18 protein-coding genes are annotated in these 18,524 nt (G+C 58.3%); 12 read left to right on the forward strand and 6 right to left on the reverse strand.

Going from position 1 to position 18,524, the window contains the following annotated elements; translation table 11 throughout:
- Positions 1-49: 49 nt before the first annotated feature.
- On the reverse strand, positions 50-2,242 hold the full coding sequence (locus ACR0L1_RS07160) for a GumC family protein (protein ID WP_480857947.1): 2,193 nt from the start codon (positions 2,240-2,242) through the stop codon (positions 50-52).
- Positions 2,243-2,546: 304 nt separating this feature from the next.
- Here ACR0L1_RS07160 and ACR0L1_RS07165 point away from each other — a divergent pair, with 304 nt between their 5' ends.
- From ACR0L1_RS07165 to ACR0L1_RS07220, 12 genes are all read left to right on the forward strand, one after another.
- Complete coding sequence (locus tag ACR0L1_RS07165) at positions 2,547-3,347, forward strand: WecB/TagA/CpsF family glycosyltransferase (RefSeq protein WP_480857949.1); 801 nt, start codon at positions 2,547-2,549, stop codon at positions 3,345-3,347.
- A gap of 54 nt (positions 3,348-3,401) precedes the next feature.
- Positions 3,402-4,283: a sulfotransferase family protein gene (locus tag ACR0L1_RS07170; protein ID WP_480857951.1), complete on the forward strand. Its 882-nt coding sequence runs from the start codon at positions 3,402-3,404 to the stop codon at positions 4,281-4,283.
- Positions 4,284-4,286: 3 nt separating this feature from the next.
- Complete coding sequence (locus ACR0L1_RS07175) at positions 4,287-5,258, forward strand: sulfotransferase family protein (RefSeq protein ID WP_170789469.1); 972 nt, start codon at positions 4,287-4,289, stop codon at positions 5,256-5,258.
- Positions 5,248-6,213: a glycosyltransferase family 2 protein gene (locus ACR0L1_RS07180; protein ID WP_480857953.1), complete on the forward strand. Its 966-nt coding sequence runs from the start codon at positions 5,248-5,250 to the stop codon at positions 6,211-6,213. Before ACR0L1_RS07175 ends, ACR0L1_RS07180 begins: the two co-directional genes overlap by 11 nt.
- Before the next feature lies 1 nt (position 6,214).
- A complete protein-coding gene (locus ACR0L1_RS07185) occupies positions 6,215-7,141 on the forward strand; it encodes a glycosyltransferase family 2 protein (RefSeq protein ID WP_480857954.1) in 927 nt (308 codons plus the stop codon).
- A 31-nt stretch (positions 7,142-7,172) separates the two neighbouring features.
- Complete coding sequence (locus tag ACR0L1_RS07190; protein WP_480857956.1) at positions 7,173-9,713, forward strand: glycoside hydrolase family 9 protein; 2,541 nt, start codon at positions 7,173-7,175, stop codon at positions 9,711-9,713.
- A gap of 148 nt (positions 9,714-9,861) precedes the next feature.
- Complete coding sequence (locus ACR0L1_RS07195) at positions 9,862-10,296, forward strand: hypothetical protein (protein ID WP_480503506.1); 435 nt, start codon at positions 9,862-9,864, stop codon at positions 10,294-10,296.
- Entirely contained in the window at positions 10,293-10,952 is a 660-nt protein-coding gene (locus ACR0L1_RS07200) for a MotA/TolQ/ExbB proton channel family protein (RefSeq protein WP_170785314.1), read from the forward strand. The genes ACR0L1_RS07195 and ACR0L1_RS07200 overlap by 4 nt, the downstream gene beginning before the upstream one ends.
- 31 nt (positions 10,953-10,983) lie before the next feature.
- Positions 10,984-11,310 carry an ExbD/TolR family protein gene (locus ACR0L1_RS07205; protein WP_170789475.1) on the forward strand — a complete coding sequence of 109 codons (327 nt, stop codon included), beginning with the start codon at positions 10,984-10,986 and terminating at the stop codon, positions 11,308-11,310.
- Positions 11,307-11,684: an ExbD/TolR family protein gene (locus tag ACR0L1_RS07210; protein ID WP_480857959.1), complete on the forward strand. Its 378-nt coding sequence runs from the start codon at positions 11,307-11,309 to the stop codon at positions 11,682-11,684. Before ACR0L1_RS07205 ends, ACR0L1_RS07210 begins: the two co-directional genes overlap by 4 nt.
- A complete protein-coding gene (locus ACR0L1_RS07215; protein WP_480857961.1) occupies positions 11,681-12,847 on the forward strand; it encodes an energy transducer TonB family protein in 1,167 nt (388 codons plus the stop codon). The genes ACR0L1_RS07210 and ACR0L1_RS07215 overlap by 4 nt, the downstream gene beginning before the upstream one ends.
- Positions 12,848-13,188: 341 nt before the next feature.
- Entirely contained in the window at positions 13,189-14,202 is a 1,014-nt protein-coding gene (locus ACR0L1_RS07220) for a porin (RefSeq protein ID WP_480857963.1), read from the forward strand.
- Positions 14,203-14,254: 52 nt separating this feature from the next.
- Here ACR0L1_RS07220 and ACR0L1_RS07225 read toward each other — a convergent pair whose 3' ends face one another.
- From ACR0L1_RS07225 to ACR0L1_RS07245, 5 genes are read right to left on the reverse strand one after another with little or no spacing between them, the layout of a single operon-like run.
- A complete protein-coding gene (locus tag ACR0L1_RS07225) occupies positions 14,255-14,797 on the reverse strand; it encodes a DUF3833 domain-containing protein (protein ID WP_480857965.1) in 543 nt (180 codons plus the stop codon).
- The gene (locus tag ACR0L1_RS07230; protein WP_480503501.1) at positions 14,794-15,411 is read right to left on the reverse strand and encodes a DUF3833 domain-containing protein; all 618 of its coding nucleotides are present in this window, start codon (positions 15,409-15,411) and stop codon (positions 14,794-14,796) included. Before ACR0L1_RS07230 ends, ACR0L1_RS07225 begins: the two co-directional genes overlap by 4 nt.
- Positions 15,408-16,631: an MFS transporter gene (locus tag ACR0L1_RS07235; protein ID WP_480503500.1), complete on the reverse strand. Its 1,224-nt coding sequence runs from the start codon at positions 16,629-16,631 to the stop codon at positions 15,408-15,410. The genes ACR0L1_RS07230 and ACR0L1_RS07235 overlap by 4 nt, the downstream gene beginning before the upstream one ends.
- Positions 16,631-17,176, reverse strand: coding sequence for a hypothetical protein (locus tag ACR0L1_RS07240; RefSeq protein ID WP_170789480.1), 546 nt, complete (start codon positions 17,174-17,176; stop codon positions 16,631-16,633). Before ACR0L1_RS07240 ends, ACR0L1_RS07235 begins: the two co-directional genes overlap by 1 nt.
- The gene (locus ACR0L1_RS07245; RefSeq protein WP_480857968.1) at positions 17,127-18,461 is read right to left on the reverse strand and encodes an NAD(P)/FAD-dependent oxidoreductase; all 1,335 of its coding nucleotides are present in this window, start codon (positions 18,459-18,461) and stop codon (positions 17,127-17,129) included. Before ACR0L1_RS07245 ends, ACR0L1_RS07240 begins: the two co-directional genes overlap by 50 nt.
- Between the last annotated feature and the right edge of the window lie 63 nt (positions 18,462-18,524).

Here is an 18,524-nt window from a genome sequence, read left to right on the forward strand (position 1 = left end):
CTTCGTTTTGCGAGGTCGGAGTGCCGCCCCTTTGCTTTGGACTGGTCTTTTATCCTAGGATCGGGTCGCCGTAGTGTCGGACCTGTTTCATATCGACCCGCGTAGCCACCAGGGCCGAGGGGCGAACGCCCGCATTTTCCAATTCGCGCATTGCCTGCAGGACCGTGTTCTTATGCGTGCTGTTCCAGCGCGCAAAAAGGATCACCCGGTGCGAGATTTGCGACAGGTAAGCCGACTCGACCGCGCGCAACAACGGCGGTGTATCCAGAAGGATCACTTCATACATGTCGGACAGCGAATAGAGCAGGTTCAGGAAGGCCGGAGAACACAGGAACTCACCCACTTCTTTGGCCTGAGCCTCGTCTTCCAACGGTCCGATCAACGGCAGGATATCCAGTCCGTCTTGCGGGGTGCTGACAATGTTGTCCTGAAACGACGCTGGGTGCTTTGCCCCGTGTTTCAACCCTTCGACGGACAGTTGCGACAGGTCGCGATAGGTGGAAGTGACCGTGTCGCAGTCAATGATCAACGTGCGATACCCGGCTTGCGCGCAGACCGACCCGATCAGCAGTAGGCCGGACGTTTTCCCCTCATCTGGTACCGCTGACGCGCCAGAGAAGATCATGCACCCATTCTCGGCAAAGCGCTGGCCGTGTTTGCTATCGACATTCTTGGTAAAGAACTCGGCCGCTTGAGAGGTGGTCAGCTCACTCTCGTTGCGTAGGGTGCGCAGACCAATATCGCTGCTGGCCAGAAGCTTACGCCCGAAATGCAGCAACTCTGGGTCCAGCTTTCCGTCATTGGTAAAGAAGGTTTCAAAGGGGGGGTCCTTTCGAACTTCGGGAATGATTGCCGAAAGTTTGACGCCCGTGGTGTTTTCAAGCTCATAGGTGGTTCTGAGGCGCGTTTGGAACAGTTCGCGGATCACGGCAAAACCCAGGCCGCCAAAGATCATTGCAATCATGACCCCGATCGCCATTTGCGCCCGTTTCGGCTCTGATGGATCGACCGAAGCGCGTGCAGTTTCGATAATGTGGGCCCCTGCATCCAGGTAATCACCCTGTTCGGCCCGACGCCCCAGTTGCGAAACAAAGTCACGATAGATTGCTTCTGCCACAAGAATCTCATTCTCGATCCGCTTGGTGACCGAGTCATGCTGAACCTGGCGTACCTGCTGGTCCTTGAACGTGTTGATGCTGATATTCAGCGTGGCTAGCTGTCCGTTCAGAATTTCCGTTTTGCGCTGTGCTGCTTCCAACGCACTGTCCAGAACCGCTTGCGCGTCATCTGAATTATTGGCCGTGCTCTGCGGTACCAGCGCCGATTGAACGGCGAATTCTACCGCTTCGGCGACATTGCCATTGTCTCTGAGCAGTTGGATGGTGTTGGTCTGTTCATCCAGCACAAACAGTTCTTCATTCACCAGCCGGGCGCGTTTCTCGGCCTTGATGCGCTGTGCCTTGATGGTGGCGTATTCCTCCGGTGAATACGGCGTTTCGACCGAATGTGCCTCAAGATCCGAGATGAGCTTGTTCAGGTCTTCGCGTATCTGACCGATCCGCGTTGCCAACCATTCCTGCGACTGGCTTAGATCATCGCGTTTCATGCGCGTCAGGACAAATAGGTACTCATTGGCCAGGCTGTTGGCGATGACGGCTGCTTTTTGCGGCGTTTTCGCAGAGACGCGAATTTCGTACACGGCTGAGGTTTCGCCGATCTGTTCGATGCGGCGTGCCTCCAGCAATTTCTCGATGGTCGCTTCGCGCTGCATCTCTTCCAGGGTTTGACCACTGTCGCCACCCTCGTCCGCGTCATCCCCCCCGCTGAGTGCACTGACCAGCCCGTTTTTCAAACGGCGCGCCAAGGCAATAGGAGAAAGGGTAAAGCCAGTTTCAGCACCCGAGAATTCCGGATCCGTATGCAGTTCAAGACGATCCACGACATTTTCGATCAGATCGGTCGAGCGCAGAAGTTGCAACTCACTCTCAAGCGATGTCAGGGAAAGGGGCAGGCCCGATACCTGCGGCGTAAACTGCGTTTCGGTCTGAACGCGGGTCTCGATCATGACCTTCGCGCTTGAGGTGTATTTCGTGTCCGACAGGTAGGACAGCAGATAGGCGGTCACCCCGCCCAGAAATCCGACCAGCAATATCCACAGGATCGAACGTCGGATCGCCCACGCGATATTCGACAACACCCTAAGTTCGGGATCGCCGGCCGGAGCCTGGCCGAAACCCGTCAATTCAACATCCAATCCTCGGCGATACTGATCAGTCATAACTAATTAACAATCTGAAACACGGACTACAGAAAACATAGGCCCACAAACCTGTATTCAACAGAGAAAACCGCATATGTCGTAAACAATGTGCTAAGTTTCGGAGGATTGATGACTAATTCGGTGCGGCTTGCCTGCAATTGGTGCGAAGTAGGGTCAATTTCCAAGATGAACGGAAGATAAACTCTAATTTAATAGTAAGAATCGCTGCGGCTGTTACTTTGAGTCCAGCGTCGAGTGTTACCTGGTGAATTTGGAACGAGTATTGATGAACAAGACGGTCGAAATGCGCTTGCCGCACATATTGGTCGGAGGGGTACCCGTCGCGCAAGCCGGGGATGAAGACCTGACCAAAGCAATGGCGGAAGATGTGCTCAAACGGCGATCTGGCGCGTTGACACGTGCGGTGACTGTGTTCAGCTCGAATGCGCATGCCATATCCACCTATGCCACGGACGAAGGATTTGCCCGTGTGATGGATTCGGCCGATATCATCCATGCGGATGGCCAGATCGTCGTCTGGGCGTCTCGTATGGCGCACGGAGAGGGCGGGGTGCCCGAACGTACCGCAACCACAGATTTCATCCACTCGGCGGCTAAGGTCGCTGCTAAAAACGGTCTCAGCTTTTACCTGCTGGGCGCGACCGAAGAGATCAACCGAGATTGCGCAGCGCGCCTGCAAGAGATGTATCCCGGTCTTGTCATTGCCGGGCGCCGCAACGGGTATTTTGATCCCGCCGATGAAGAGGCGGTGATTGCCGATATCAATGCGAGCGGTGCGGATATCTTGTGGGTGGGGCTCGGCAAGCCGAAAGAACAGTATTTTTCCGCCCGTATCGCGCCGAAGCTGACGCAATGCGCCTGGGTGGTGACCTGTGGAGGGTGCTATCACTACGTGGTTGGGGACTACGCCCGAGCACCGCGATGGATGCAGTCCATGGGATTGGAGTGGTTGCACCGTATCGCGACAGGTCCGGGCTACCTGCTCAAGCGATACTTGCATACACTACCGCATGCGTTGAGTATCGTCGTCAGGAAAGACGTGTTCACAAAGTTTTTGCGCCGGTGACGGCAGGGGTAAAGGTGTCGGGCCATAGGGCCTATTTTTCGAAGGTGTGAGCGAGTGACGAAGACAAATTTTATCGGGATTGGTGTCCAAAAAGCAGCCACCACGTGGCTGCATCATGTGCTTTCCGAACACCCGTCGGTGCGGACCAGTGAAACGAAAGAGCTCAATTTTTTCAATGCCCGTTACGATTTGGGGTTTCAGTGGTATGAATCCCGCTTCGACTCGGCTGAACCGGGCGTTATCCGGGGCGAATGCTCGCCCAATTACTTCTACAGTCGCGATGCCGCACAACGGGCGTGGGACTATAACCCCGACTTCAAGCTGATCTGTATTCTGCGTGATCCGGTCGAACGGGCGTTTTCAAATCATCTGCACGAGATCCGCAAAGGTCACATTCCTCCCGATACGTCGTTCGAAGATGCGCTGCCGCTGAACCCGGCCTACACGCTGCAAAGCCACTACAAAGCGAACCTGCAAAACTGGTTGGACTACTTCAACAAAGGCGCACTGCTTGTCCTGCTGTCCGAAGACGTGGCGAAAGATCCTCAGGGAACCTATCGGCGCATTTGCGCACATTTGGGTGTCGCGCCCGAGGAAAACCCCTCTGCGATCACTGAACGTCATCACGAAACTATCGTATACAAAAACCAGGCCGTTCAGAATGCATTACGCAAGGGTGGTTCAGTTCTGCGTTCGCTTGGGTTGGCAGATTTGGTCAAAGGGATGAAGAAGGCACCTGGCTTGAAGCAGGCTCTGGCTATGAATAAACAGCATCTGAAAACAAAAGTGTCGCCGCCCACACCCGAAACTCGCGTGATGTTGGCCGAGCAATTCCGCGACGACATGGAGTTTGTCGCGCAGTTTCTCGGGCGCGACAATCTACCTTGGCCCACTTGGCAACTTTTGCCACCGATCAAGACGGGAACGCACGGGTAAAATATGGGCGTCCGGGATACAGCACGGATTTTTGGGGACCTGCGCATCAACCAGATCACGCGTATGACCCGCCGCATATTGGGGGCCCGGTTTCTGGATGGCCGGGATTTCATGCCGCAAGTCTCTGCCGAACAGGGCGCACATCTTGCCGCCCTTGCGCGCAGGGCGCGCGGTGACATCCGTACTCCGATCCTGATTTTTGGCGTTTTGCCCCGTTCGGGGACGAATTTTGTGCATGATCTGGTGGGAATGCACCCTGACGTCACCGCCGATCCCGGCAGGCTCTATGAGTTTCCGCTGCTTCACGCGGCTGGCGACGCAGCGGCCTTTTCGCGTGATTTCCTGCGGTACTTCCCGCGCAATGAGGAAGTGCTGGGGCATTATGACATGCTGGCCATGCTGGCTGGGGCATGGTTCCGCGAGTTGCAGGCGCAGGCCGAGGGGCAGCACATACTACTAAAATGCCCGCATGTGCAGGACCTGTCGCTGGCACGCTATATCTTTCCCGACGCCAAGATAATTCTGTGTCTCAGGGACGGGCGGGACGTGCTGGACTCCTCGCTCAGAACGTTCTCGCGGTTTTCCCTGCGCAGCAAAAATTTCCGCCAATTGGCCGATGAATGGCGTTTGGGGGCCGAGGCGATTCTGAGTTTCAGCAGCGGCGGCCCTAATGAAAACGCTGATACGATGGTTGTCCGATACGAGGATATCGTCGGCAATACGCCCAGCCACGTGCAGCAGATGCTGGACCATATCGGGCTGGAGGCCCCGCGCTTTCCTTGGGCCGAGATCGACAAGATGCCGGTGCGGGGGTCCTCGCGTTCAACCGCTGCGAACGAACAGCGTTGGCAACCGCAGGCAAAGACCGCGGATTTCAACCCGGTAAAGCGCTGGGCCGAGTGGCCGGACAGCAAGAAAGCCCGGTTCGACAAGTTGGCCGGACAGGCGCTGGAGCAGGCGGGTTATGAGCGCTGATGCCTACCATAGCACGCGACCTCATGTTGCCATTTGTATCGCAACCTACCTGCGGCCTCATGGGCTGAAGGCGCTGATCGACAGTCTGAACGCGCAAAAGCTTGAGGATCGGGATGTGCGCGTGACGCTCGTGGTTGCCGACAACGCGCCCGAAGCCACGGCGCAAGCAGAGTTAGGGGATATTCACGCCCTTACGCGTTGGCCGGTTATCTATGTGATTGAACCCGCACGCGGCATTGTTTCGGCCCGGAACCGGACGCTGGCCGAGGCGCCGTCCGACGCGGACTATGTCGCGTTTCTGGATGATGATGAGGCGGTCTCGGACCAATGGCTTCTGCAGATGCTGGACACGATGCAACTGCCGGACACGATTGCTGCGCAGGGCCCGGTCGAGCCGAGGTTCAGAACCCCTCCGCCGGGCTGGGTCGAAGCGCTGAACCTGTTTCGAATGGGGCCGTATGAGCAGGGCGCTGCGCTGGTGTCAGCGGCGACGAATAACTCGATGGCCGATGCACGCGTCATTCGCGACCGCAACATGCGCTTTGATACCCGGTTCAATATCACCGGCGGCGAGGACGAAGAGTTTTTTTCGCGCATGCGCCAATCAGGCGGTGTGATCCGGGCGGCGGCGCAGGCAATGGTCTGGGACGACGTGCCTGAAAACCGCGCGACGCTGAAATGGCTGGGACGGCGCTGGTTTCGCAAGGGCAACACGCTGGGGCGCATCGCCCTGATCCGGCGCAAAGGCGTCGCAATGCGTGCGGTCAAAGGGGTGGGTGCCATCGGATGGGGCTGTGTGATGTGTCTGTGCCTGGGGTTCGGCTCGAAACCCAGATGGTATCGGGGCTTGTTGGAGATCTATCGTGGCGCCGGGATGCTGGCTGCCCTGATGCGGGTGGAGTTTGCCGAATACAGCGCTTCGGCCGTGCAGGTCGACCGGGTCGGAGGCGGCTGAAATGACCGACCCCGTGCCCGAGTTTTCAATCATCATCCCCGCCCGCAACATGGAACGGTTCGTGACGCAGACGCTCGACAGCGTCAGCAGCCAAACCCTAACCGCGTTCGAGGTGATCTGTATCGACGACGGCTCAACCGACGGCACACGACGCATCTTCGATGCTTACGCACAGAAGGATGCCCGGTTTCGGCCAGTGTCAGGCCCGGCAAAAGGCGTCAGCGCCGCCCGCAATCTGGGGCTTGAACAAGCCAATGGCGCGTTTGTTCTGTTTCTGGATGCGGATGATCTGCTGCATTCTGAGGCGTTGCAGCGGTTCCACGCATCGCTATCGAACAGCGACGCGGTTGGTGCCGTTGCGGGCGTTCAGCGGATCAACGTCGACGGCGAAGATTTGCGCGGCGCGGACAATCGCGCGCTGATCCCCGAACAGGATCAATTGGCGGCACTGTTGCGCAAGAATTATGTGGTCAATGGTGGCGCGCTGGCTCTCAGAACGCAAGCAGCGCGACAGGCCGGGGGCTATGACACCAGCCTGAAAAACGGCGAGGATTGGGAGTTCTGGAGTCGCGTCGCGCTGGAAGGTCGGTTTGAGGTGGTGCCGGGCCCTGCGCTGTTGCTGTATCGGCAGGTGCCCACCGGGGCGAATTTTCAGACCCGCGACACGGGGTTTACCCAGATGGCGCCTTGCATCGAAAAGATCGCCAATAATCCCGCGATGCAACAGAAATTCGGCGCGCAGCTGCGGCGTCTGCTGCGCGCGCGTGAGATTGACCGCTATTGGTCCAATGTCCGCAATCAGTTCCAATATGGCCGCAAACCTGTGGCCTTGTTGGAAGGGCTGCGCGGAGTGATTATGTATCCTGACAGCCTGTTTCGCCCAAAATTGATCTGGCGCTTTGTTCGCAGTCTTGATCGTAGGGTGTAAAACAGTCGCATCGAAGCAAGGAATACAGCCAATGGGACTCACACGGCGCGCAGTATTGCTGCAAGGAACGGCTCTGGCCTTGTCTGCGCCCTTTGCCTTTGCCCACACGCTGGTTTCCAGTGTCGCAGCAGGCGAGCTACCAGACCCTGTTATGGGTTTTTTGGGCGATAGCGTGGTCCAACTGACGGTGATGGATACGATGTTCGACCTGCCGCAACCCGTTGTCGTGACGGCGCAGGACCGGGCTAATTGGACCCTAGATACGGGCAATGCCTTTGGCGCGCGTGGAAAGCTGAACGGGGAAAAGGGCAATTTCTCGGGTCGTCAAAGCGAAACACAGCCGCAGTTTTTTACTCCATGGCCACAGATAACCAAGGGCAGCCGCAAAGGCGGTTTTCGCCAAGGCCCTCAAGAGGCGCCGACCGCCGCCTTGGCCGACCAGCCCGCGCAATGGCAGGTTCAGGTCGACGGCCAGCCCGCGACGATCCGGTCGCTTTATCGAAAAACCACCCCTGTTGCGACGCGCGCCATTGGTGTCAGGCGATGGGAAAGCACCAAGCGGCACCAACTGACCTTTGTGCTGGACCGCGTTATTCCCGACGGTGCGACTGTCTCGTTGAACGGGCCGTCTGTGACCAAAACCGCGGCGCGGAAACAGGCCGAGACTTTCAGCGAATCCATCCATCTCTGCCAGCAAGGCTATCCAATACTAGGCCCTAAAAAGGCCTATGTCGGAAGCTGGTGGGGTCATGACATGAACAATCAAGGCGGCAATACCGATGCGCTGTTGTCCGAACAGACGGTTTGGCGCCTGATCTCGACTGAGGACGGGGCCGAACTGCGATCGGGGCGATTGCGACTGGCCAAACCGGGGTCCGAGCCGCATGGGCCGGACCTTAACTATAATGGCTGCGATGTATATGAGGCCGATTTCTCGGACCTTGATCACATCGGATCGTACTACATTCAGGTCGACGGGGTCGGGCAGTCGTTTCCGTTCAATGTGACGCAAAGGGTTTATGACGGGGCGTTGCGGCTGGCGGCGCGGTGGTATTTCCACCAAAGATCAGGCTGCGCGATCACAGATCCATATGGCGAGGGCCGCACCCGCCCGCGCAACGGTCATCCCGAAGATGGGCTGACCGTCTGGCAGACCGGCGTCAAACTGGGTGACACGCGCGAAGGGTATGGCAAGGCCTCAGCCGCGAAATCCCTGGCGCAACAGGCCGAGGCCTTGGGGGTCGAAGACTACCCCGACGCGTCCCAGATGACTGCGAACCCGGAGGCGTGGGGCGGTTGGCACGATGCGGGTGACTGGGATCGCCGTATCCAGCATATGAACGTGGTCTATCACATGGCCGATCTGGTCGAGACCTACCCCCATATCCGCGCTTTGGCACTGAACCTGCCAGAAAGCGGAAAACCTTTCGCGCATGTTGATGTTGCAGCTCGAAAGAATGACCTGGACCGGGGGGATGGCGAAACCGTACTGCCAGATCTGATCCACGAGGCGCTGTGGGGGGCCTCGATCTGGCGGCGCACGCAGTTGCCGGATGGCGGGATCATCGGTGGCGTTGAATATTCCAGCAGCGGGATTTTGGGCTCGGTCTCGTGGAACCCGGTTCAGGTGACGTATGCCTATGCGCCGGAGGACTGGGCTGCGTATCGGTTTGCCCATGGGGCCGCCAAGCTGGGCCATGTGATCAAGACGGTTTGCGGGGACGCGGCCCTTGGAGATGCGCTGATCGACGAAGCGCTTCGAGCCTGGCTTTGGGCGGAACAACAGCCGGTGCCTCAAAATGAGGACGGGCAGGGCGATCCGCGCGCCGATGTCTCGCGGGCGCGCATCGCCTCGGCCTCGGTCTTATACCGTGCAACAGGCCATGCCGCCACGCGGCAGGTGTTCGAGGATTTCAACCCGTTCGAACCCCGTGCCGAGACCCCGCTGGAGGGCGTGCGACCAGAGTTTTTTGCCAATTCTTTTCTGGACTACGTCAAGGCGGGGCGCGAAGGGCGGGCCACGGATGCCAAGCTGGTTGCCGGGATCGAAAACTGGATCAAATATCGCGCCCTGAACGGCAAGCGGATGGGTCAGGATTTCGGGCTTCACAACACGGATTCTTATGTTTGGGGGCGGGGATGGCTGCGGTTTGGCCCCGGCTCGAACTGGCGGGCGGGGCAGATTGCGCTGCAATACGCGGCAACGGGCAAAATCCCTGCGGAATTATACGAAGCGGCTGTCGAGGGGATGTGGTTCGGGATGGGTTGCAACCCGGCCAATGTCAGTTTCGTGCAGGGGCTGGGTCAGCGCAGCTTTGCCGACCCATTGCTGACCGACCACTATGGTGATGAAACCATTCCCGGTCAGATCAGCTTTGGCGTGGCGGGTGGCAAGCTTAACGAATGGGAACTTAAAAAGGTCGAAGGTGCAATTTATCCATTCAATCAGGACGACTGGCCAATATATGGGCAGATATTCGAAAGCCGCAGCATCGCCATAACGGCTGAACACGGGATGAAATCCAATGCGCTGGAATGGCTGCTGGCTTGCGCCCTGGTCACATCGCAGTAACTCGAGCGGCGCGGTGGCGGAACTTTGCGTCAAATCACAAAGCTGTCGGGATGGCTTTCACCTACGGACTGTGTTGGATATGTGTAACTGAATGTCGGCGGAACGTCGCAGGCCTTCGGACCGCAAGAAACAAATCAGGAGCACGCGCATGTTGTTTCTCCGTCGGACAGTTGCCGCTGTTCTGATCGGCACTTTGCCTTTTGCAGCGTTGGCGCAATCTGATCAGTCCCAAACGGGCGGATTGCAGATCGAACTCAACACTATGCAAGATACTGGTGAGGCCTGTCGGCTGACCTTTGTGGTGCAAAACGACACCGGCACCGCGATTGAGACGGCCAGCTTTCAGACCGTGATCTTCGATGCGGAAGGTACGGTCGAGCGTCTGACGCTGTTTTCATTCCGCGATATGCCAAAGGATCGCGTGCGGGTGCGTCAGTTCGATCTGACCGGTATCACCTGCGCCGGGGTGGGGCAGGTGCTCTTCAATGGCACTAGCTCTTGTCTTGTAGACGGTGCCGACAGCCCGATCTGTGACGCCGCCCTGACGCTGAGCAGCCGGACGGATGCAGAGGTGTTGGGATGATACAGGCAATAGAACAGATCCTTGAACTCGGCGGGCCGGTTGTTGCGATCCTGATTGCGATGTCCGTGGTGACGCTGGCGGTGACGCTTTACAAACTTTGGCAATTTGCAGCCTCGGGCGTGGGGCGGCACCGGGTTCTGTCGCAGGCGCTGGCGGCATGGGATGACGGTGACGTACAGACCGCCCGCGCGCGTCTGGCCAAAAGCCGCAGCTATCTGGCCCCGCTTGTCGAGGTGGCCATGGACGCGCCCGAAACCCCCGGCTTGGATCAACGTCTGGATGCCGAGGCCGGTCTGGCCCTGGCCGGATTGGAGCGTGGGTTTCGCTTGCTGGACACCGTGGCGCAGTTGGCCCCGCTTTTGGGTCTGTTTGGGACGGTTTTGGGCATGATCGAAGCGTTTCAGAGCCTGCAATCTGCGGGCTCGTCCGTTGACCCGTCGTTGCTTGCAGGCGGGATCTGGGTGGCGCTGATTACCACTGCTGTCGGCCTGGCGGTGGCGATGCCCACCTCGATGGTGCTGTCCTGGTTCGAAAGCCGCACCGCGCGGGAACGGGTGTTTGCCGACAAGGCGCTGCGGACCATTCTTGTGCCTGGTCAAGCAATTCCACTGCCTGACGCACCTCAGACCATGGCTGCCGCGCCCGGACATGCGTAACCGCGCGCCCTTTGTCCGGCGGCCCTTGTCGATGACCCCCCTCATCGACGTGATCTTTCTGTTGCTGCTTTTCTTCATGCTGACCTCGACCTTTTCGAAATTTGCCGAAGTCGAACTGAGCAATGCGACCGGCGGCAGCCAGCCCTCGGACACACAGACCGAGCGGTTGTTCGTTCAGCTTGGCCCCGACCGTCTGACGCTGAACGGGGCCGAGGTCACGTTGGACCAACTGACCGAACAGATTGAGACCGGGCAGGTGCTGGTCAGCCTTGATCCCGACACCACCTCGCAACGTTTGGTCGATTTGCTGGTGCGTCTGCGCGGGCGCGAAGACCTCAGCGTGTTGGTGCTGGAATGATCCGCTCAGGTACTCCGCGTCGCAAGCGCGACTCCACGATTCCTTTGATCAATGTCGTGTTCCTGATGTTGATCTTCTTTCTGATCACGGGAACGATCGCTACGCCTCTGGACCCCGACCTAGAACTTGTGAACACCTCGGAACTGGAAGGGCGAGAGCCGCCGGATGCACTGGTGCTGCACAGGGACGGAACGCTCAGCTTTCGCGGCAACGCCATTCTGCCCGAGCTTTATATGGAAGGGCGCGAACCCGGTGCCGTCCGCATCGTACCGGACCGCGAGGCCCCCGGCGCGCGGCTTATTGAAATCACCGGCCAGCTTCGCCGCCTTGGGGCAAGTTCTGTCTTTGTCGTGACGGAAAAGGCGCTGCAATGATCCGGGGTTCGGTGGTCATCGCCGTCGTAGCCATTCTGGTGTCGTTGATCCTGCACCTGATGGGGTTGCTCTATACTGCGCCGCGGCTGGCCGAAGACGGCAGCGAGGCGGCTGCGCAGAACTCAGTTGAGCTGGGCAGTAGTTTCGAAGACCTCGCCGAGGAGGCTGAAGAAGCCGTTGAGCCGGAACAGGCCGAAGCGCCCGAGCCCCCCGCCGAGGAAGAGACGGTCGAAGAAGAGATTCCCGAAACCCCCGAGGTTCCCATCAGCGAGGCGCTGGTCGCGTCGGACAACCCCGAAGAAAGTTTTGCCCCGGATCTGGGAGAGGCCGAAGTCGTGCAGCCCGAGGCCACTGAACCAGTCGAGCCAAACGTGGCTGAAAGTGTAGACGGGACCGATGGCGATCAGTCCGCCAGCGAAGAGGCCGACGAAACTCCGCCTGTTGAGGTGGCCGAACGTGCCGAAACGCCCGAGGGCGATCCGGATGCTGCGGCAGAATCGACTGAACCTCTGGAAGAGGCGCAGCCTGTCGAGCCGGCGCAGGAACAACTGGCTGCTTTGCCCCCGACTGAAGCTGCGCCAGTTCCCGAGGCGACGGCGATTCCGGTTGTTCCGTTGGAAAGTGAGGCGATTGAACCTGACTTGCCCGAAACGGCGCTGGAGCCGGTTGAAAACGACGCGCCGACCGAATTGGCTGTCACAACCTCGATCCGCCCGCAGCGCCCGGAACGGCAGCCTGTTCCTCAACGACGGGGTATCGCCAACGGCGCACGTGATTTCAGCAACCTGCGCTTCCCTGCACAAGAGATCGAGTCGCCTTTGACGGCCTATCGTCGCCGGGGCGTCGACGCGTTCACATCCGGCAATAGCGGTACGCGATCAGGCGGTCGCGGGCCGGGCAATGCGAATGAAACCAATTACGAAGGGCAGGTACTGGTGCATCTGAACCGAGCACCGCTTGTCTTTGTGTCGGCCCGAGGGTTCGCGCAGGTGTTTTTCCAGATCAACCCCGACGGCACGCTGGAATTTGTCGAAGTGGTCGACAGCTCGGGCTCGCGCGAAGTGGACCGCGCTGCCCGCGAACAGGTACGCGCCGCTGAACCTTTCCCCCGACCGCCGGGAGGCGTAAGCCGCAAGCTGTCTTTCTTCTACACCAGCAATTGACGCCTTGCCCAATCGTCGAATCGGATTTCCGTCGCAAGGCAGGTCAAACATCCAAGGTGCCAGGTTGATTTTTCCAACATGAGTGACGCGATTGATTTGCAAGAAGTCAGGATGATTTTTGTGGATCACAGCTGCGTTATCAGTCTGGAGAATGCGCAAAACCCTCATAAGTAGGGGACACACGCTGCATCGCCAGAAGCAGATGGATGCATAGATGCAACAGAGCACGATATGCTGGTATTTGGACAAAAATTACATATTACGTATTTTTTGTAAATCCACGAAAGGAGCGTCGGGCGCAGCTTTGCGGCCATCCTCCTCTCGAAATTTATGGATTTACCATGAAAAAACTCCTCATCGCATCAACTGCACTGATTGCGGCCACAGGTGCCGCCTCGGCGGAAATAAAGTTCAGCGGCTTCGCCCGCTTTGGTATCGGCTACGAAGAAGATCGCTCTGGCGACGTTACCAATTTCAACACCGCTGGTGGCGTCGTTACCTCGACGGACACTGCAAATGTTGACACTGACGACACGATCCTGATCTCGCGGTTCCGTCTGAACATCGACGGGATTGTCGAAACGGACAGCGGCGTTGAATTTCAGGCACGCGTCCGGTTGCAAGCCGACGAAGACAACGGCAATGGCGAAGCCACTGAGGCGGGCCTGAACGGCGCGCGTTTCTCAGTTCTCTACGGTGGGCTGCGTGTCGATGCCGGAAACGTGGCAGGTTCGTTTGACAACCTGGATGACTACTTCGGCATTGAACCGGGCCTGGAAGAGTTCCTGGGTCAGTATGTTGGCGTCAACTACGAGTTCCTCGAATACAGTTCGACGGGTTCGGGCGCGAACGCGGTGTTCGCTCAGTACCAGCTTGGCGACCTGAGCTTTGGCGGTTCATATGATCAGGAAACTGTTGCTCTGAACGGGTCTGATGAAAGCACCGACCGCTGGGATATTTTTGCGTCATACTCGTTTGACGCCTTTACCGCTTCGGTCGCCTATGGTGAAAAAGATCTGGCGAATGGCGACGACGAAAGCCTTACTGTTCTGACACTTGGTGCAGAATTGGGTGACTTCTACGGTACTTTGTTCCTGGCGGACGATGACGTCGCGGACGATGCCGAGAATGGCACCGCATATGGTTTCTCGGCCTCGTATAACGTTGGAGCCGCGACAACGCTGTTGGTCGCTTATGGTGACGGCAACGCGGATGATGACGAGCGCAACATCGGTGTTGGCGCAATCTACGATCTGGGCAACGGCGCATCGCTGCGCGGCGGTATCGGCGAGATCAAAGAAGGCGACGAAGATGGCTTTATCCGTGCCGATTTTGGTGCGCGCTTCAACTTCTAAGTCGACCTAGGCAATTCTGATTTTGGGGCGGGCCCTTGCGCCTGCCCTTTTTCTATTTCTTTTCGAAGAACAGTACGACTTCGCCCAGGCGCACACCATAGCGCGAGACATAGGCGCGGTTCAGCAACCGGTCATCGGTCAGCAACCACATCCAGTCGTTGAAATTCACCCGCATGGTGCCGTCCTTGATCGGCAGATCGATCTTGTATTTCCAATTGAACGTATCGCCGCGTTCAATCCCGCTAGCCGTACCCAGCACACCCGGAGCCGTGCCCGTCCAAGTATCCTCGCCGGTTTTGGTCAGGGTCCAGATGCGCTGCTCGGTCGCGCCGTCATCATAGACGAAATCTTCGACCAGAGTCAGGTTTGTGCCGTCCCATGTTCCGTCGATATCCACCGTGAACCGGCGTGGGACATTGCCCAGAACATCCTGAAATTGGCCATAGGCGACGGTTTTACCCTCAAAGAACTCTTCTAGATTCAACTGCCGGTCTGACAGGAACGATTTGGGCACCCGCGGTTTGGCCGAGCATGACGCCAGCGCAGCGACGCCAGCGATGGCAAGTAAGGTGATCAGAAACCTGCGCAGGGTCATTGCAGGGGCCTTGCTTCGCTGTCTGAGTCATACCCGTTGGCCCCGTTCAGATGCGCGGCTTTGACCTCAGGCGCGGGGCGCATTGTGGCGACGAGTTCGGCGACTTTGATGCCAAATTTGCGCATTTCCGAGCGATTCATTATCACGCCGCTTTCGGTCAGATACATCCAATCTGTAACATCCAGTGTATGCCCGCCCGAGTCCTCGGGCAGGATAATCCGATAGGTCAGTTTGACGGTCGAACCCGAAATCGTGCCTTGCCCTTCGCCTACGATATCGTCGGCTGTGGCCGTGAATGTGTTGCCGGCACCCAGTGTTAGATACCATTTACGTGTCATCTGTTTGCCGTTGGAATAGGTAAAGTACTCGGCCAGCGTCCCGGTGTTGCCGTCCCATTCCCCAATCATGCGGGCGACGAAGCTGTTGGTCATCTTGCCGTTGGGGCCATAGATCAGACCTTCGGAAAGGATCTCTCCGTTCAGGTTCTCTTTCATTTTGAAGGCAGGGCCGGTTCCAGTGTAATCGGCGGGGGATTGCGATCGGAAGCTCAGAAATCGACCCTTTGCGACGAACAGAGCCAAGACGGCTAAAAGCAGAACAACAAGCAGTTTCATTTGGCAGAGACCTCAGTAGGCAGCGTCAGAACCAGTCCGAACGCGCCGAGTTTCAGGATGCAGGGAAGAACGGCATAGGCGAGGGTGAGCGTTTTCAGCGCCTCGGTCGTGTTCTCCTGACCAGGAGTGAACCCGCTGCGTTCCAGCAGCGGCAAGGTGAAAAAAGCAGCCAGCGCAAGGCCCAGCTTGCCCGCAAAGGACCAGATGCCAAAGGCGGTTGAGGCATTCAGCCCTGCACGCGTCAGCACAACCGAGAACATGGCAGGCAGCACCACCATATCGGCACCCAACGCCGCGCCCGAAGCGATGCAGATCGCGGCGAAGCCAGCTAGGTTTCCAGCCGACAGCATGGCCGCTCCAATAAAGCCCGCGATAGACAGGGGCATGGCTATAATCAGAGTCTGTTTTGGGCCAATTCGCTTGCTCAGCCGTGCCCAAAGCGGAACGCTGACGCCTGCGCTGAGGAAAAACAGGATCAGCAGTGGGCCCGCTTTGCCCGGCAGTTGCAGCTTGTCTTCAACAAAGAACAGAAACAGGGTCGAGGTGATGGCCACAGGAAGGCTGTTCACCAGCGCCAGAACCAAAAGACGCAACGCACCAGCTTGTCCAAGCCCCGCCAGAGATATCCCTTGTCCGGTGATCGGCGCGCGCCGCCAGATTGGAATGGTCATCGCAAGGGCGAGAAGGGCCAGCACCCCCAGAAACAGCCCAAAAGCGGGATAGCCTTGCGCCCCGGCGCCAAGCGCCACGAACACAGCCGGGGCGATGGCTGCCAGAATGACGCCCGTCAGTTGCCCGCCCTCGCGCCACGCAGCCAGGGTCATCAATTCCTGGGCGTCGGCCCGCTTGGCAAGCGTAGCGCTGCGCCCATAGAGAAGGATCGTGCCTAGGCTGTAGGCAGAGAATAGAAGGATTAACACAGACACTAATGCAGGGATACTTGCCCCTTCGGGTAGACCGAACAGCAAGGGAAACCCGATGGCCAACCCAAGCGCGGCGGCAGCGGCGAATGCAAGCTGCGCCCCCGGCCAGCGGTCGATGGCCCATCCGATCAGCGGATCCTGCACCAGATCAATCAGGCGGATCAGCAATAGAACCGTCCCGATCACCCCCAACCCTATACCCAGATTGACGGCAGCAAAGCGCGGCAGGTGGATGTAAAGCGGGATGCCCGCCGCCGCGAGCATCAGCGCATAGAGGCTGACCCTCGGATACAGCATTACTGACCTTTGAGCTTCTGCGTGAACGCGGCCGAGCGGCTTTTCTCGCCCAGAAACACCGACATGAAACTGCGCTTGATGCCCGGATGGCGCATGGTGCAGGTTTTTGCGCCGTTCAGCCAGAAGGACACCTCATTTGGCCCATCCGAAACTGCCAGATACCGATCGCCCTTTTTTACGGCCTTGAAGCAGACCTCAAGCTGATCACGCACAGGGGCGGGACGCCCGATGCGGTCCATCTCGTCCAGGGTCGAGTTGATCAGCACCTTTTTCGACACGTTACGACGGTATTGCAGTTCCAGCGCGAAGTCCTTGTTCCAGTCGAACGCCCCGCCGCCCGGCGTGAAAAGCCGCCCGTTGTAAAGCGGCAGCCCAAGATAGCGATAGGTAGCCGTGCCGCGCAGTTGCGGATCGTCAAGCTCATTCAGTCCGGTAGCGGCCAGCAGGCCGCCCGGCACCAGCAGGGCCAAGGACAAGAGCGTCGCCCGACAGAAGTCAGACGCTTGCCGAGGCCACGATGGCTGCGTTTTCTGCATCAGTCTCATTGTCAGCTCCGAAAGTGTGTTGGGTGCCGTTCAAGCGCTCGACCACATGCATCGCGCTGGCAATCCCATCTTCGTGAAAGCCGTGCCTGTTATAGGCGCCGGCAAACCAAGTTCGGTTCTGTCCCTGCATCGCGCGGATTTGCCCTTGTGCCTTCAGGGCCGCTTTGTCGAAGACCGGGTGCGCAAATTCCACCTGATCATAGATTTTATCCGCGGGAATTTCTGATGAAGCGTTCAGCGACACGAACAGCGGATCGCTGTCGGGAATGTTCTGCAGACGGTTCATCCAATAGGTTACGCCTACGTTTCCGGCTTGCGACCGATAGGTCCAACTGGACCAGCAGGCACGGCGACGGGGCATCTGGCGTTCGTCGCAATGCAGGATCGCTGTGTTCGGTTGATACCGGATTGCACCAAGTGCGGCGCGTTCGCCTTCGGTCGCGCTGTCACCCAGAATGGCCAGCGATTGATCGGAGTGGGTGGCCAGGATGATCTCGTCAAACTGGTCCGCATGCCCTTGGCTGTGGACCGTAACACCCACATCGTCGCGTTTCACGTGATCAACTGGCGCGGCCAATCGGATATCACATCCGCGCGCACGCAGCGCAGCGTCGATGCGACGCACATATTCGATGCTGCCGCCTTTGACTGTATACCACTGATGTTGCTTGGCGCGTCCGCTGGCCAGCAGTGCATGGTTTCGGAAGAACTGCACCAATGAGCGGGCGGGGAACTGGTCCACGAGCTCAACCGGAGTCGACCAGATCGCGCCGCACATGGGCATCAGGTAATTGTGGCGGAACCAATGGCCAAGGCGCAGCTGATCCACCAGCTCTCCGATCGTGGTGTCGTCGTCTTGTGCGGCCTCGGGGGCCTCTTTGCCGAACCGCAGAATGTCAGCGATCATTTTGTAATATGCGGGGCGCGCAAGATTGCGTTTCTGCGCGGTCAGGGTGCGCAGATTGTTCAGCCCGTATTCGATGCGGCCATTGTCGATGGTGGCACCAAAGCTCATTTCCGACTTGATAACCGGCACGTTCAGTTCATCAAACAAGGCGGTCAGATAAGGATAGGTCACGTAGTTGAATACGATGAAACCCGTATCGACCGGCTGATCGCCGTTCTTTCCCGCCATGACCGTGCGCGCGTGACCGCCCAGCCGGGATTCGGCCTCGAAGACGGTTACGTCATTGTTTTCTGACAGGTAGTAAGCTGCGGAGAGACCCGAGATGCCTGCGCCTATTACTGCGATTTTTTTCCGGCCGCTCCGGGTTTCGTCGAACATTCAAGCCTCGTTCTGTAACGTATTACAATAAGATACGCAGAATAGGCTTGGGTGGATCAATCG

This window comes from Ruegeria sp. J8, from assembly GCF_056531925.1.

Excerpts from the sequence above, each read along its gene's own strand:
- ACR0L1_RS07200 (WP_170785314.1), top strand. The coding sequence starts at position 10,293 with ATGATACAGGCAATAGAACAGATCCTTGAACTCGGCGGGCCGGTTGTT.
- ACR0L1_RS07195 (WP_480503506.1), top strand. The coding sequence starts at position 9,862 with ATGTTGTTTCTCCGTCGGACAGTTGCCGCTGTTCTGATCGGCACTTTG.
- ACR0L1_RS07215 (WP_480857961.1), top strand. The coding sequence starts at position 11,681 with ATGATCCGGGGTTCGGTGGTCATCGCCGTCGTAGCCATTCTGGTGTCG.
- ACR0L1_RS07210 (WP_480857959.1), top strand. The coding sequence starts at position 11,307 with ATGATCCGCTCAGGTACTCCGCGTCGCAAGCGCGACTCCACGATTCCT.
- ACR0L1_RS07225 (WP_480857965.1), bottom strand. The coding sequence starts at position 14,797 with ATGACCCTGCGCAGGTTTCTGATCACCTTACTTGCCATCGCTGGCGTC.
- ACR0L1_RS07190 (WP_480857956.1), top strand. The coding sequence starts at position 7,173 with ATGGGACTCACACGGCGCGCAGTATTGCTGCAAGGAACGGCTCTGGCC.
- ACR0L1_RS07240 (WP_170789480.1), bottom strand. The coding sequence starts at position 17,176 with ATGAGACTGATGCAGAAAACGCAGCCATCGTGGCCTCGGCAAGCGTCT.
- ACR0L1_RS07245 (WP_480857968.1), bottom strand. The coding sequence starts at position 18,461 with ATGTTCGACGAAACCCGGAGCGGCCGGAAAAAAATCGCAGTAATAGGC.
- ACR0L1_RS07235 (WP_480503500.1), bottom strand. The coding sequence starts at position 16,631 with ATGCTGTATCCGAGGGTCAGCCTCTATGCGCTGATGCTCGCGGCGGCG.
- ACR0L1_RS07175 (WP_170789469.1), top strand. The coding sequence starts at position 4,287 with ATGGGCGTCCGGGATACAGCACGGATTTTTGGGGACCTGCGCATCAAC.
- ACR0L1_RS07165 (WP_480857949.1), top strand. The coding sequence starts at position 2,547 with ATGAACAAGACGGTCGAAATGCGCTTGCCGCACATATTGGTCGGAGGG.
- ACR0L1_RS07205 (WP_170789475.1), top strand. The coding sequence starts at position 10,984 with ATGACCCCCCTCATCGACGTGATCTTTCTGTTGCTGCTTTTCTTCATG.
- ACR0L1_RS07185 (WP_480857954.1), top strand. The coding sequence starts at position 6,215 with ATGACCGACCCCGTGCCCGAGTTTTCAATCATCATCCCCGCCCGCAAC.
- ACR0L1_RS07180 (WP_480857953.1), top strand. The coding sequence starts at position 5,248 with ATGAGCGCTGATGCCTACCATAGCACGCGACCTCATGTTGCCATTTGT.
- ACR0L1_RS07220 (WP_480857963.1), top strand. The coding sequence starts at position 13,189 with ATGAAAAAACTCCTCATCGCATCAACTGCACTGATTGCGGCCACAGGT.
- ACR0L1_RS07230 (WP_480503501.1), bottom strand. The coding sequence starts at position 15,411 with ATGAAACTGCTTGTTGTTCTGCTTTTAGCCGTCTTGGCTCTGTTCGTC.